Annotated in this window: 10 protein-coding genes; 8 read left to right on the top strand and 2 right to left on the bottom strand. The window is 48.0% G+C overall.

The annotated features are described in order from the left end of the window. Positions 1-7: 7 nt before the first annotated feature. Both phnX and AC4OGX_RS10090 read left to right on the top strand, forming a co-directional pair. Positions 8-781 carry a phosphonoacetaldehyde hydrolase gene (phnX, locus tag AC4OGX_RS10095; RefSeq protein WP_493330241.1) on the top strand — a complete coding sequence of 258 codons (774 nt, stop codon included), beginning with the start codon at positions 8-10 and terminating at the stop codon, positions 779-781. Positions 782-1,133: 352 nt separating this feature from the next. Next, positions 1,134-1,838, top strand: a complete 705-nt coding sequence (locus AC4OGX_RS10090) for a cell wall hydrolase (RefSeq protein WP_493330239.1) — start codon at positions 1,134-1,136, stop codon at positions 1,836-1,838. 114 nt (positions 1,839-1,952) lie between these two features. Here AC4OGX_RS10090 and AC4OGX_RS10085 read toward each other — a convergent pair whose 3' ends face one another. Continuing rightward, complete coding sequence (locus AC4OGX_RS10085) at positions 1,953-4,148, bottom strand: DNA topoisomerase III (RefSeq protein ID WP_493330237.1); 2,196 nt, start codon at positions 4,146-4,148, stop codon at positions 1,953-1,955. An 18-nt stretch (positions 4,149-4,166) separates the two neighbouring features. After that, positions 4,167-5,009, bottom strand: a complete 843-nt coding sequence (locus AC4OGX_RS10080; protein ID WP_493330236.1) for a YitT family protein — start codon at positions 5,007-5,009, stop codon at positions 4,167-4,169. A gap of 142 nt (positions 5,010-5,151) precedes the next feature. Here AC4OGX_RS10080 and eno point away from each other — a divergent pair, with 142 nt between their 5' ends. From eno to AC4OGX_RS10050, 6 genes are all read left to right on the top strand, one after another. After that, complete coding sequence (gene eno / locus AC4OGX_RS10075; protein WP_493330235.1) at positions 5,152-6,423, top strand: phosphopyruvate hydratase; 1,272 nt, start codon at positions 5,152-5,154, stop codon at positions 6,421-6,423. A 156-nt stretch (positions 6,424-6,579) separates the two neighbouring features. Beyond that, positions 6,580-6,822 (top strand): preprotein translocase subunit SecG, encoded by a 243-nt coding sequence (secG, locus tag AC4OGX_RS10070; RefSeq protein ID WP_493330234.1) that lies wholly within the window; start codon positions 6,580-6,582, stop codon positions 6,820-6,822. A 136-nt stretch (positions 6,823-6,958) separates the two neighbouring features. Then, the gene (locus AC4OGX_RS10065) at positions 6,959-9,193 is read left to right on the top strand and encodes a ribonuclease R family protein (protein ID WP_493330233.1); all 2,235 of its coding nucleotides are present in this window, start codon (positions 6,959-6,961) and stop codon (positions 9,191-9,193) included. Positions 9,194-9,222: 29 nt separating this feature from the next. Continuing rightward, positions 9,223-9,690, top strand: coding sequence for an SsrA-binding protein SmpB (gene smpB, locus AC4OGX_RS10060; RefSeq protein ID WP_493330380.1), 468 nt, complete (start codon positions 9,223-9,225; stop codon positions 9,688-9,690). A 199-nt stretch (positions 9,691-9,889) separates the two neighbouring features. Continuing rightward, positions 9,890-12,448 carry a YhgE/Pip family protein gene (locus tag AC4OGX_RS10055; protein ID WP_493330231.1) on the top strand — a complete coding sequence of 853 codons (2,559 nt, stop codon included), beginning with the start codon at positions 9,890-9,892 and terminating at the stop codon, positions 12,446-12,448. Continuing rightward, a complete protein-coding gene (locus AC4OGX_RS10050; RefSeq protein ID WP_493330229.1) occupies positions 12,445-14,637 on the top strand; it encodes a YhgE/Pip domain-containing protein in 2,193 nt (730 codons plus the stop codon). Before AC4OGX_RS10055 ends, AC4OGX_RS10050 begins: the two co-directional genes overlap by 4 nt. Positions 14,638-14,654: the final 17 nt, after the last annotated feature.

Genomic DNA, 14,654 nt, shown 5'->3' with positions numbered 1-14,654 from the left:
ATGGGATATGAGCAGAAAGATTGAAGCAGTGATATTTGACTGGGCAGGAACAACAGTAGATTATGGGTGCTTTGCCCCGGTCCAGGCTTTCATGGAAGTGTTTAAAAAGGCCGGGATAGAGCCAACTATGGATGAGGTCAGAGAGCCGATGGGAATGTTAAAGAGGGACCATATCAAGACCATGCTTGCTATGCCGAGGATTCGGGACCTCTGGGTAGAAAAGTATAAAAGTGAACCGGGGGAAGCAGACATTGACAGGCTGTATGATTCCTTTGAGGAAAATCTGATGGGAATTCTGGAGCGTTTTGCAGAGCCGAAGCCGTATGTGCTGGAGACGGTGGCAGAGCTTCGCAGGAGGGGGATCAGGATCGGGTCCACGACCGGGTATACGGATGAGATGATGTCTGTAGTTGTTCCGAAAGCGAAAGAGGCAGGATACGAGCCAGATGCGTGGTTTTCCCCAAATTCGGTGGGAAATGCAGGGCGGCCCTATCCATATATGATCTTTAAAAATATGGAAGTATTAGGGATCTCTTCTGTAGACAATGTGGTGAAGGTAGGCGATACAGTTTCCGATATCAAAGAGGGAAAGAATGCAGGTGTATTTACGGTCGGAGTGATCGAAGGAAGTTCTGAACTGGGGCTTACTCAGGAGGAATTTGAGGGGCTTTCCGGGGAAGAAAAGGAGCAGCGTATCAATAAAGCTGCTCAGAGATTCCGGGATGCAGGTGCCGATGCGGTGATCAGAAATATGAGCGGCCTATTATCCGTGTTAGAATAGCAGAGAGGCCGGGAAAGGTATCGCGTATGGGGATGCTGGAATAAGATCATGGACAGGCGGAAGTCCCGGTGAAAAAGAGAATAAAGTGTACGGAAAGGCCAGTATGAGGAGCGCTCGTCATACTGGCTTTTTCTTTTGGATACATGAGGGAAAATGGCGGTTTTATACAAGAGGATAAAGGCAGGAAATTGAAAAGAAATAAAAAAGTTGACAAGAGTGTTTTTTTATAGTAGAATGTCGTTTGTAACAATTTTGTAATATCTGTAATATTTACGAAAAGATAAGCATATATTTTATTACAAGCTTATTACAAAGAAGTAAAGATATTGCAACAAATCAGGAGGGTAAGTATATGTTACAAGGGAAAAAATTTATATCGGTATTGTCTGCGGTCACCGTATGTACGATGTTTTCAGCAGGCTTTACTACACAGGCGGCATCTTCTATGCCAGAGGCATACACAATTACTACTGTAGATAAAGGGGAGAGTACAGAAGCAGTTGGGAAGATCACGGAATCAGAGCTTAAGAAGACAAAAGAGGCTGCAGTAGGTGCAAAAGCTGCATATGATGCAGAGCAGCTCAGGATAAAAAAGGAACAGGAAAGGCTGGCAGAGGAGGCAAGACTGGCGGCAGAGGAAGCACAGAGGGCAGCAGAAGAAGCACAAAGAGCTGCCGAGGAAGAGGCTGCCCAGGCAGCGGCCGCGGAAGCAGTAAGCCAGGCGGCACCGGGAGAGCAGGAGCTTCTCGCATCTATCATCTTCTGTGAGGCAGGTAATCAGCCTTACGAGGGGCAGGTGGCTGTAGGAGCGGTCATCATGAACCGTGTCAGAAGCGGTGTGTATCCAAACAGTATTTCCGAGGTCATCTATCAGTCAGGCCAGTTTGGCCCTGCTATGACAGGGTGGCTGGACAGCGTGCTTGCCAGCGGCGGCTATACGGATACAGCGATGCAGGCGGCAGCAGATGCGCTTGCAGGGGCGAACCCTGTGGGAGACTGCCTTTACTTTGGAAACGGAGACTGGGGCATTCAGATCGGAGACCATTTCTTTCATTAATAAATATTAAAAATTACAAAGATCAGGGGAATCTGTTCTCATTGACAGAATCCCCTGATCTTTTTCGCATTTAATTTTGTCTATAATATAGAAGAAAGGCACTGCCCCAAAACCTTAGATCTTGAGATCCAGCTTGGAGAACGCATCTGCGAATGCATTATTGATCGGCTCTTTTACTTCTTTGGCCTGCTTTTTAAGGTAGCTGTTGACATCCTTTTTACTTGCGCCCCTGCCTTCCTTACTGCGTCTCTCCTGGAAAGAACTGAGCTTTTCTTTATGACCGCAGGAGCAGATAAAGCGCTGACCGTCTCCTTTTCCTACTAATTCCATTTTCTTATGACAGACAGGGCATCGTGCATTGGTGCGGCGGGAGATAGTTTCCCGGTACCCGCATTCGCGGTCCTGGCAGACAAGCATTTTTCCATGCTTTCCGTTTACCTCCAGCATATATTTACCGCATTCCGGGCATTTGGTACGGGTTAAGTTGTCGTGCCGGAAGCGTCCGTCTGCAGTTTTGATCTCCTGAATGAGTGATTTGGTGTAAGCTTCGATCTCAGTCATGAAATCCTGATCAGATTCCTTCCCTTTTGCGATAGCCTGAAGGCGGAGTTCCCAATCGGCAGTCAGTTCCGGGCTTTTCAGGTCTTGCGGGACAAGCCCGAGGAGCTGCTTCCCTTTTGAAGTGATATGGATCTCATTCCCCTTCTTTTCCATCAGAAAGCTGTTGAACAATTTTTCGATGATATCGGCCCGCGTTGCAACGGTTCCCAGACCGCCTGTCTCACCGAGGGTGCGGATGCGTGTCTTGTCTTTGGTCTGCATGTATTTTACGGGATTCTCCATGGCGGCGATCAGAGTACCTTCTGTAAAATATGCGGGCGGCTTGGTCTTTCCTTCGGTAATATTAAGGCTTAAGACATCAAGCTTCTGGCCCTTTTCTACCTCTGGCAGTGTCTGTTTGATCAGGGAATCATCTGCATCCTCCTCATCGAGATCCTCATAGCCGGCTTCATATATCTCCCGCCAGCCAGAGTGCTTTATGATATTCCCTTTTGCGGTAAAGAGTTCGGAGCCGATTTGTCCCTTAATAAAGGTCTCCTCATATTCACATGCAGGTGACAAAACCGCGAGAAAACGGCGCACCACCATATCATAGATCTTTCGTTCCTCATTGCTCATATGGGAGAGCTGTACAAATTGTTCTGTGGGAATGATCGCATGGTGGTCGGAAACCTTTGCATTATCTACAAAGGCTTTACTGGCTTTTATCGTCTGCATGGAAAGCTTCCCTGCGAGCCTGCTGTAAGGTCCCACCGCACAGGCTTTCAGGCGTTCCTTTAAGGTTCCTGTCATGTCTGAGGTCAGATAGCGGGAATCTGTGCGGGGATAGGTCAGTACTTTATGATTTTCGTACAGCCGCTGCATGATATTTAAGGTTTCCTTAGCAGAAAAGCCAAAACGCTGGTTGGCCTCCCTCTGCAGTGTGGTCAGATCATAAAGTGCAGGGGAGAAGGATTTCTTTAACTTCTTGTTCACTTCCGTAATCTCAAGCGGTCCACTTAACTGCTTATAAAGCTTCTGAATCCTTTCATGGTCGAATGTGCGGTTTGAACCGGCTTTTCCGTCTGTCCAGGTGAAGGTGATCCCCCCTGCCGCAGCTTTCATGCCGTAAAATGGTTTCGGCCGGAAGCTTCGAATCTCTTCCTCACGGGCTGCGATCATAGCCAGGGTTGGAGTCTGCACCCGGCCGCAGGACAACTGGGCATTATACTTGCAGGTGAGTGCGCGGGTCGCGTTGATTCCTACGACCCAGTCTGACTGGGCACGGGCGACGGCGGCTCTGTAAAGATTGTAATATGCCTTACCCGGTTTTAGATCCGCAAAGCCTTCCCGGATGGCCTTATCTGTGACAGAAGAGATCCAAAGCCTTAGGATGGGCTTCTTGTTCCCGGCCTTGTCAAGGATCCAGCGTGCTACCAGCTCGCCTTCACGTCCGGCATCGGTGGCGATAATAATGTCGGAGACATCCTTTCTGTAGATCAGTTCCTTGATGGCATTGTACTGTCTTGTGGTCTGCTTGATCACGACCAGCTTCCAGTCCTTTGGCAGCATGGGAAGTGTATCCATATTCCAGGTTTTATACTGCCCGCCGTATTGTTCCGGGTCTGCAAGTGTGACAAGATGTCCCAGTGCCCAGGTAACGATATAATCTGTTCCTTCTATATAAGTATTGGTCTTTTTCGTACAGCCAAGGACACGGGCAATGTCCCTTGCCACGGATGGTTTTTCTGCGATTACAAGATGTTTCATTTAAATGCTCCTTATCTGTTATATACTATGGAAACCTTTTCCGATGATCTCACTCGTATTCGAGATCAGGATAAATGCTTCCGGCTGATTCTCTTTAATAAAGTTACGCAGCTTAATCGCCTGAGGGCGGTTTAGCGCTGTAAAAACGATATACTTGTCTTTCCCTGAAAATGCTCCCTGGGCCAGGCATACGGTTGCACTCCGGTGCAGGGTATTTACGATAAAATCACAGATCGCTTCCGGCTCGTCACATACCACGTTGAAATATTTGGAAAGGTTAAAGCTTTCGATAAAGGTATCGATCATAAAGGAGCGAATCGCCAGGCCGAGGAAGGAGTAAAGTCCGGTTTCGATGTCGAACATAAAGCATCCGGCGATGGTAATCAGCACATCCGTAACAAGCAGGGCACGTCCGATGTCAAAGCTGGAATATTTTTTTAAGATCATGGCAATGATATCCGTACCACCACTTGAGGAACCGATATTGAACAGGACCGCGGAGCCGAGTGAAGGCAGTGCGATCGCAAAGCACAGCTCCAGCATGGGCTGGTCTGTGAGCGGATGTGTCATGGGCCAGATCCGTTCCATGACGGAGAGCGCCACAGAAAGCAGGATACTGCAGTATGCGGTCTTGGCGGCAAATTTTTTCCCCAGTACGATAAAGCCGATGACCAGCAGGATCATATTCATGACAAAAGTAAAGTCGCTGGCTGACATGAACCCTGATTTTGCAATCAATACAGCGAGGCCTGTAATACCTCCGAAGGTAAAGTTGTTTGTAAACTTAAAAAAATAGGTCCCCACAGCCATGATAAGCGTGCTGCCTGTTAACAAGAGAAAATGTTTCATTTTTCCTTTCATTTGTGTATTCCCCAATCATACATAATTTTGAAATTGACAGTCTCTGTAACATATCGAATTGTAACGCCGGGAATATCAAAAGTCAACGCATTAAGATAAGATAATTGGAAATACTAAAATCCCAAAAGGAGGTAGTAAATCTATGTATCAGTATTTACCGATTCGGGATGTATACGCAAGAGAAATCATTGATTCCAGAGGGAATCCTACGATAGAAGTGGAGGTACTGGCCGGCGAGGAGACCGTAGGCCGGTTTGCAGTGCCGTCAGGGGCATCCACAGGAAAATATGAAGCCGTGGAGCTGCGCGACAATGAGGAACGTTATGGTGGGAAAGGCGTGGAACGGGCGGTGGAGCATGTGAATGACCAGATTGCAAGGGCCGTGATCGGAATGAATGTATTTGACCAGGCCGGCCTGGACAATGTGCTGATCAAGACTGACGGAAGCAGGAATAAGAAAAACCTTGGTGCCAACGCCCTGCTGGGGGTGTCCATAGCAGCGGCTAAAGCAGCCGCAGGTGCACTTAAGGTTCCGCTGTACCGTTATCTGGGAGGGATCAATGCGCATAAGCTGCCTACTCCCATGATGAATATTTTAAACGGAGGAGCCCATGCAGATAATACACTGGATATCCAGGAATTTATGATCATGCCTGTAGGCGCATGCTGTTTTAAAGAGGGACTGCGCATGTGCGCCGAAATCTACCAGGCATTAAAAAAACTGCTGAAAGAAAATGGACTGAATACGGCAGTGGGAGATGAGGGCGGCTTTGCACCAGATCTGCCGGATGCCAGGGAAGCCTTAAAATTCATCAGAGACGCGGTGGAGCGTGCCGGCTATAAGATGGGGGAGGATATCGCGATCGCTCTGGATATTGCGGCTTCCGAGCTCTATAACAAGGATTATAAGAAATATGAATTCCCGGGGGAAAGCAGGATGCAGGGACAGAAGATCGTACGTTCCGCCGAGGAATTGATTGAATATTATGAGGATCTGTCACTGGAATTCCCGATCTATTCCATAGAAGACCCTTTGGATGAGGAAGACTGGGATGGCTGGGAGTTGTTGACGACCAGGCTGGGCAATGAGATCCAGCTGGTGGGGGATGATTTGTTTGTCACGAATGTGGAACGCCTGAAAAAGGGGATCGACCAGAATGTAGCCAATGCGATCCTGGTAAAGGTGAATCAGATCGGAACTCTTACAGAGGCGATAGAGGCCATCGATATGGCACAGAAGGCAGGCTACAATGCGATCATCTCCCATCGTTCAGGAGAAACAGAGGATACCACCATTGCAGACATCGCAGTGGCATTTAATACAGGCCAGATCAAGACCGGGGCACCCTGCCGGACGGAACGGGTGGCGAAATATAACCAGCTTCTCCGGATTGAGGAAGAACTGGGGAGATGATCTTCCTTGAAATCAGGACCGCTTGCCCAGTGAAAGGTGAGCGGTTTTTTGTAGAAACAGAATCGGCTGGCTTCATGAAAAACTTGGAAAAGTTATTGCAAATCCTGCCTATCTGTGGTAAGATAATCGTGGTTTATCCGCAGGAGGTGTAGATTAATGGATATTTTGAAGATTGTATTAACGATTATATTTGTTATAGATTGTATTGCACTGTCAGCAATTATCCTTCTCCAGGAAGGGAAGTCAGCAGGACTTGGAACGATCAGCGGCGCAGCTGATTCATACTGGGGACAGAACAAAGGACGTTCCATGGAAGGTGCCCTTGTGAAGTCAACGAAGTTCCTTGCTATTTTATTTATAGTTTTGGCACTGGTTTTGAACTTGGGTGTATTTAACTAAGAAGATAAGATGACGAACACTCTATACGGATATAGAGTGTTTTTTCTTTATAAAATAAAAAAGGAAGATCATCCAAAGAGAGTATTTAATATTTTGATTCCGGTTAGGATATCAGTATAAGAAAGAAGGTGAGTATATGGACCAGACATTTGAAAAGAGAAAAAAGGTCATTTATGATTTTATATGTGATGATTTCTATGTCCCCATGAAGATCAAGGAGATCGCGATTGTACTCCAGATCCCGAGGGAACAGCGAGGAGAGCTGAAAGAGGTTCTGGATGCTCTGGAGGCAGAGGGGAAGATCTATGCTTCTAAGAAAGGCAAGTATGCAAAGGGACAGGCAAAGCGTCTGACGGGCGTTTTTCAGGCCAATGCAAGAGGATTCGGATTCGTTATCCAGGAAGGAGAAGAAGAGGATATCTTTATCTCCGAGGAGAATATCAATGGTGCATTCCAGGGAGATCAGGTGGAATTTGTTATCACGAAAGCACCCGAAGGAAAACGCAGGGAAGGTAAGATCGTGCGTATCCTTTCCCATGGGACGACAAAAGTAGTCGGACTGTATGAGAAGTGTAAAAGCTTCGGATTTGTCCGGCCGGATAACCAGAGGTTTCTGCAGGATATCTATATCCCCGAGGGAAAAGAAAGAGGAGCTATGAACGGGCATAAGGTGGTCGTTGAGCTATTATCCTATGGCGGACAGGATCTAAAGCCAGAAGGGAAGGTAGTGGAGATCATCGGACACGTGAACGATCCGGGAACGGATATCATGTCCATTGTAAAAGGATATGATCTTCCTGTTGAGTTCCCGGAACGTGTGATGAACCAGGCCGAGCGCGTCGGAAAGGATGTTACGAAGGCCGACATGGAAGGCAGAATGGATCTGCGTGACTGGCAGATGGTGACGATCGACGGGGAAGATGCAAAGGATCTGGATGATGCCGTGTCCCTGACAAAGGAGGACGGTAATTATAAGCTGGGAGTGCACATCGCCGATGTGACGAACTATGTACAGGAGAAGAGTGCGTTGGACCGTGAAGCATTAAAGCGAGGAACAAGTGTGTACCTGGCAGACCGTGTGATCCCCATGCTGCCTCATAAGCTGTCCAATGGGATCTGTTCTCTGAACGCAGGGGAGGACCGTTTGGCATTGAGCTGTATTATGACAATCAGCCCCAAGGGAGAAGTGGTCGATCATGTGATCGCGGAGACGGTGATCAAAGTGGATGAGCGTATGAGCTATACCAGTGTTGCCAAGATCCTAAAGGAGCAGCATGCCGGGCAGGACTTGGAAGAAGATCAAGAGTCTTCCTCAAAAGAAGCCTTGGAAGAAACAGCAAAAGACACGGAATGTGAGGGCTTAAAGCCTGAGAGCGGGAAGTACAGGGAGCTGGTCCCGATGTTTCTTCTGATGGAAGAGCTTTCTTCTATTTTAAGAGAAAAACGGAGAAAACGGGGCTCTATAGATTTTGATTTTCCGGAGACAAAGATGGTTTTGGATGAAAACGGGAAGCCTGTGGACATTAAGCCTTATGACAGGAATACGGCGACAAAGATCATTGAGGATTTCATGCTGATGGCAAACGAGACAGTGGCGGAGGAATATTTTTGGAGAGAGCTGCCGTTTTTGTATCGTACCCATGAACAGCCGGATGAGGAAAAGATCAAGAAGCTGAGTACATTTATCAATAACTTTGGCTATCATATCCATGTGGGAAACAGTGAAGTGAAGCCCAAAGAGGTACAAAAGCTGCTCGGCAGGGTGGAAGGCACTCCCCAGGAGGCTCTGATCAGCCGGCTGGCGCTGCGTTCCATGAAGCAGGCCAGGTATACACCGGAAAATACAGGGCATTTCGGGCTGGCTGCGAAGTATTACACTCATTTTACGTCACCGATCCGCCGTTATCCTGACCTGCAGATCCACCGGATCATCAAAGAGAATCTCAGGGGAAGGATGAATGAGGAGAGGATCGATCATTATGAGAAGATTCTTCCTCAGGTTGCGATGCAGGCCAGCGAGACCGAGAGACGCGCAGAGGAGGCCGAGCGCGAGACCATCAAGCTGAAAAAGGTGGAATATATGCAGGCACGGATCGGGGAAACCTTCGAAGGTGTCATCTCAGGTCTGACCAAGTGGGGCGCATATGTGGAGCTGGAAAATACGATAGAGGGACTTGTGCATGTCATGAATATGACGGATGACCACTATGATTACCGGGAGGATCAGTATGAGCTTGTGGGAGAGCACACAAGGAAGGTCTACAAACTGGGACAAAAAGTCAGGGTCCGTGTACTGGATGTAGACAGGCTTTCAAGGACTATAGACTTTGAATTCTGCGAAGAGGAAGAAGAGCAGGAATCATTTATGTAAAACAAAGATGTTTGAGCGAGGGAAATGCGATGGCTAAGACAGAGGGCAAGCTGATTGCCAACAACAAAAAAGCATACCATGATTATTTTATACTGGAGAAATACGAGACGGGCATCGTTCTGCATGGGACAGAGGTGAAGTCACTTCGGATGGGGCAGTGCAGTATCAAGGAAGCCTTCATAAGGGTTGAAAACGGAGAGATGTTCATCTACGGGATGCATATCAGCCCCTATGAAAAGGGGAATATCTTCAATAAAGACCCGCTGCGCGTGAGGAAGCTGCTTCTCCATAAGAATGAGATCAACAAGCTGTTTGGTAAGATGAAGGAGAAGGGGAACACGCTGGTCCCGCTGCGTGTTTATTTCAGCGGCAGCCTGGTAAAGGTGGAGATCGGGCTGGCAAAGGGGAAAAAGCTGTACGATAAGCGGGATGATATTGCAAAGAAGGATCAGAAGCGGGAAGCCCAGAGAGAGTTCAAGGTGCGTAATCTGGGATGATCCTGCTTAAGGAACAGGTTTCTTGTGCAGACGGCCTGGCATAAAAAGATGATGTCAGCTGCCTGCACAAAAAATAGGATAAAATTTCTGACCATTCGTCATTTTTGATGATAGATTTCCTGTGTTATTTTTGGTATACTCTAGTTAATGTATTGTTGTAAAGCAGCAGTGCCTTGTCCAAAAACAGGAGGTTTTATACATGAAGAAATCGTTCCGGATTTTTAAGAGAGATATACAGCGGCTTTTCCGTAATAAAGTCGCGCTGATCGTGATGGCAGGCGTTTGTGTCCTGCCTTCTTTGTATGCATGGTTCAATATCGCGGCGAACATGGATCCTTACAGTAATACTCAGGGGATCAGGGTCGCTGTTGCCAATAATGATGAGGGCTCTCAAAACGATCTGCTTTCCCTAAACGCAGGAGAGAGTATTGTAAAGAATCTAAAAGAAAATGACCAGCTTGGATGGACCTTTGTGGATGAGAACAGGGCAGTGGAAGGCGTACGCTCAGGCGAGTACTATGCGGCGATCGTGATACCGGAGGATTTCAGCAGTTCTCTGATAAGTATCATTTCGGGCCGGCCGAGGAAGGCCGAGCTTTCCTATTATATTAATGAAAAGAAGAATGCGATCGCCCCGAAGATTACAGATACCGGTGCAGGAACTGTACAGCAGGAGATCAACGATACCTTTTCATCTGTGGCAGCAGAAACCATATCCAAGCTGATCCAGTCATCTGTGACAAAGGTCTCGGGCAGGATGAGCAGCATGAATTCCGATGTGATGTCGATGCTTATGGAGGTTCAGGAGAATCTGGACCAATACCAGAAGGTGTTGAAAAGTTTCCGGGATACAGCAGGGAACAGCCCGGCACTGATCCAGGACTCCCTTCGGACATTGGAAAGTGTGAGATCTGCGGCCGTCTCAGGTTCAGAAGCGTTTGATGATACAAACTCTCTCCTGGAGAACACAAGGGGCTCGATCGGGGCGTTTTCCTCTGTGTTTTCACAGAATCTCTCAGATGGGGAAAACAGGCTGAACAGTATTTATGGTTCTGCATCTGATAAGCTTGAGAGTCTGAAGACACAGGCAGAGACGATCGATGGTGTGATTGGGAACGGGATTGATTCTGTGGAGAGCCTTGTGGACATAAACAGCAGGATCCTGGAAGAGCTTAAGGAATTCAGTGCGGATATCCAAAGCAGGCTTCCAGACGGTACCCTGGAAGGGATCACTGCCGATGTAGATCAGGCTGTCGCAGAGCTGGAGGCGCAAAACGGGCAGTATCAGGATTTCCTGTCTTCCTTACAGGATGGAAATGCGAGTGTGGAAAATGCGTTATCTGTGGCAGAGGATGCAAAAAAACAACTGGAAACATTGATATCCCAGAGCCGTGAATCGATCAGGGGATACCAGAATACATTTGATCAGACCCTGCTTACACAGCTGAATCAGTCACTGGATACCTTTTCCTCCTTAAGCGGCAGTTTGTCAGCGACGTTATCCGGGGTATCGGCATCTGCGGAACAGATGAAGGATATACTGGACCAGCTGGAGGAAAGTCTGGATGACAGCGTTAGCATACTGGGCAGTACAGGGGAGGCAGTGTCCGCGCTTAGCGGACGTCTGACCCAGATTACGACAGACCTTTCGGCCCTGCAGAGTAGTGAGGCCTATCAGAAATTTGTCTCTCTGGAGGGGCTGGATGCAGATTCGATCGCAGATTTCATGGCATCTCCGGTCACGATCGAGAGTGAGACACTATATAGTGTAAAAAATTATGGCTCTTCTATGACACCGTTTTATACGAATCTGGCACTCTGGGTGGGAGGGATCGTCCTGATCTCTATCCTAAAGCTGGAGGTGGACCGGGATGAGAAGGTGCGTGGATTTTCCGCTGCAAGTGCGTATTTTGGACGCTGGATGCTCTTTATGGTGCTGGGACTGATCCAGGGGCTGATCGTCTGTCTCGGGGATCTGTGGCTTTTAAAGGTACAATGTATTCATCCTGCCGCCTTTGTTTTGGCGGGGATGTTCTGTTCCTTGATCTATGTGAATCTGATCTATGCACTTGCGATCACCTTTAAGCATATTGGAAAAGCCTTGTGCGTGGTGCTCGTGATCCTGCAGATCCCGGGATCAGCCGGAACATATCCGATCGAGATGACACCGGCCTTTTTCCAGAGGCTTCATCCGCTGCTGCCCTTTACATATGGGATCAATGCTATGCGGGAGGCGATCGCAGGGATGTACGGGTATGAGTATTGGAAAAATCTTTTAAGCCTTGCCATTTACCTTCCCATCGCACTCCTCATCGGACTGGGACTGCGCGTGCTGCTGCTGAATCTGAATTATCTGTTTGACAAGAAGCTTGCCGAGACGGATCTGATGCTGGGGGAGACGCAGGCGCAGAAACGGGAAAGAACTCAGCTTACACTGGTCGTGAAAGCTTTGATGGGAGATAAGACCTTGAGAGAAGAGCTGGTTTCGAAGGCCGCCGCTTTTGAGGCAGGATATCAGAAACAGATCAGGACCGGATTTGCGGCCATGCTGATCCTGCCTTTGATCTTCCTGGTATTGATGTTCAGCATCGAGTCCAAAATTGTATTTCTGGTGCTGTGGATCGTCTCTCTGATCGTGATCGCCGTATATCTGATCTGCCTGGAATATATTCATGAACGGCTCAGACGGCAGATTGAGGTCGGGGAGTTGACACAGGAAGAGCTATTAAATGCCATGAAAGGGAGGGAGGACGAATGAAAAATATATGGAATATCTTCAAAAGAGATGTGCTCAGGATCCGCAAAAATGTCATTGCCTGGATCGTCATTCTTGGTATCACGGTAGTCCCTGCTCTTTATGCATGGTTTAATATTGCGGCAAGCTGGGATCCATATGGGAACACGAAAAATTTAAAGGTTGCGGTGGCCAGTGTTGACAAAGGATATGAAGGGGAGCTGGTCCCGGTCACCTTGAATCTTGGAGATAACGTTCTGTCTGCATTAAGGGAGAACGATCAGCTGGACTGGACCTTTACAAATCAAAAGAAGGCACTGGACGGGGTGAAGTCGGGAAAGTATTATGCTGCGATCGTCATCCCGGCGGATTTTAGCAAAAATATGATGAGCCTCTTTTCAAAAAATGTAACAAATCCAAAGATTACTTATTATTCTAACGCAAAGGAAAATGCGATTGCGCCCAAGGTGACGGATAAAGGGGCAAGTGCCATCCAGACGCAGGTAAAGGAGGTCTTTATCGAAACGATTTCCGATACTGCACTTTCCGCGATGCAGGCAGTCGCTGCTACAGCAGACGTAAAGGGGGCTTCCTCCATTGCTGCGACCCTGATTACAAATCTGGAAAAGAACTACTCGGAATTAAATGCGGCATCCGGTACGATCCAGGCGTTTGCGTCTCTCACAGAATCTACGCAGAAGATGCTGGATACGACCTCTGCATTTCTAAAACAGTCAGAGGAACATTCCGATGACAGCATGGAGGCACTGGAAAAGACCAAGACCACATTTTCTGATATGCAGGGGGCTATTGCGGGGGCAACAGACGGTATCAATGAGGCCCTGTCAGAGAGTGGCAGTTACTACGAGCAGATTGCCCAAACGATCCGGGATACACTGTCTTCGCTTTCAGCAGATACACAAGGGGCGGCAGATACGCTGGATGGCCTTGCAGAGAAAGCGGGAGCAATGGCAGATGCTTATCAGACATTAAGTGATACGCTGTCTCCTATCCTGTCCCAGATCGGTGAAGAGCACCCGGACATTGCTCCGGTTACCGGAAGGATCACCGGTAAGCTGAACGAATCCATTGCGGTCCAGACCACACTCAAGGAACGTTTAGAAAAGGCGGCCGCATCGGTCAGGAACCAGGAGGGCGGTGCTTCTGTTTCCATGGAGGACTTAGACCAGCTTTTGGATAAGAATGCTCAGAGTATTGCGGCGGTAAAGGAGGAGTATGAGCAGAATGTGAAAAGCAGTCTAAAGGAGCTGTCTGGTTCTCTAAGTGATACGAGAAGCAGTATCTCAGGGCTTTTAGGACAGCTGGATCAAAGCGCCGATGGAGTTTACCAGTTATCTGGCTCGGCATCGTCTGATCTGTCCCAGGTCACCGAAACTCTAAAGACATCCGGCACACTGCTTGACAAAGCGGCAGCAAGGCTTTCCACGACCATAGAACAGCTGAAAAAGGTGCAGGCAGACGGAGATTTTAAGACCCTGGAAAATATCATTGGAGGAGACAAAGAAAGTATGACCGCTTTTTTGGCCTCCCCGGTATATCTGGCAGCGGAAAAATTATATCCGGTTAAAAACTATGGCTCATCCATGGCTCCTTTTTATTCGGTACTGGCGATCTGGGTGGGCGGCATTGTATTGGTTGCCATGTTGAAGGTGAATGTTTCCCCGGCCTCTCTTGAGGGGATGAAGAAGGTGAAAAACCATCAGCAGTATCTTGGCCGGTATCTTCTGTTTTTGATCATCGGACTGATGCAGAGTGGACTGATCTGCTTAGGAGACCTATACTATCTGGAGATTCAGTGTATCCACCCGTTTTTATTCCTTCTGGCAGGATGGGTGACCAGTATCGTCTATGTGAATATCATTTATACTCTGACCGTTTCATTTGGGGATATAGGCAAGGCAGTCTGTGTCGTGCTTCTGGTCATGCAGGTAGCCGGTTCAGGCGGTACCTTCCCGATTGAGGTGGCACCGGAATTTTTCAGAAGGGTGTATCCACTTTTGCCATTTACCCACAGCATGGCAGCCATGCGGGAGTGTATCGGCGGCATGTATGGCCTGACTTACTGGAAAGAGCTTGGTGTGCTTGGAATTTTCCTGGCGGCTTCCTTGTTCCTGGGATTAGTACTTCGGACACCGGTCATCAGGCTGAATGACGCGTTTACGGAAAAGCTGGAGAGTACACACCTGATATAATGCGGGGATCATTCTTT

It is taken from the genome of Faecalicatena sp. (assembly GCF_058819085.1).
The sequence above is the reverse complement of the archived record's forward strand: the minus strand, read 5'-3'. Positions and strand labels throughout refer to the sequence as shown.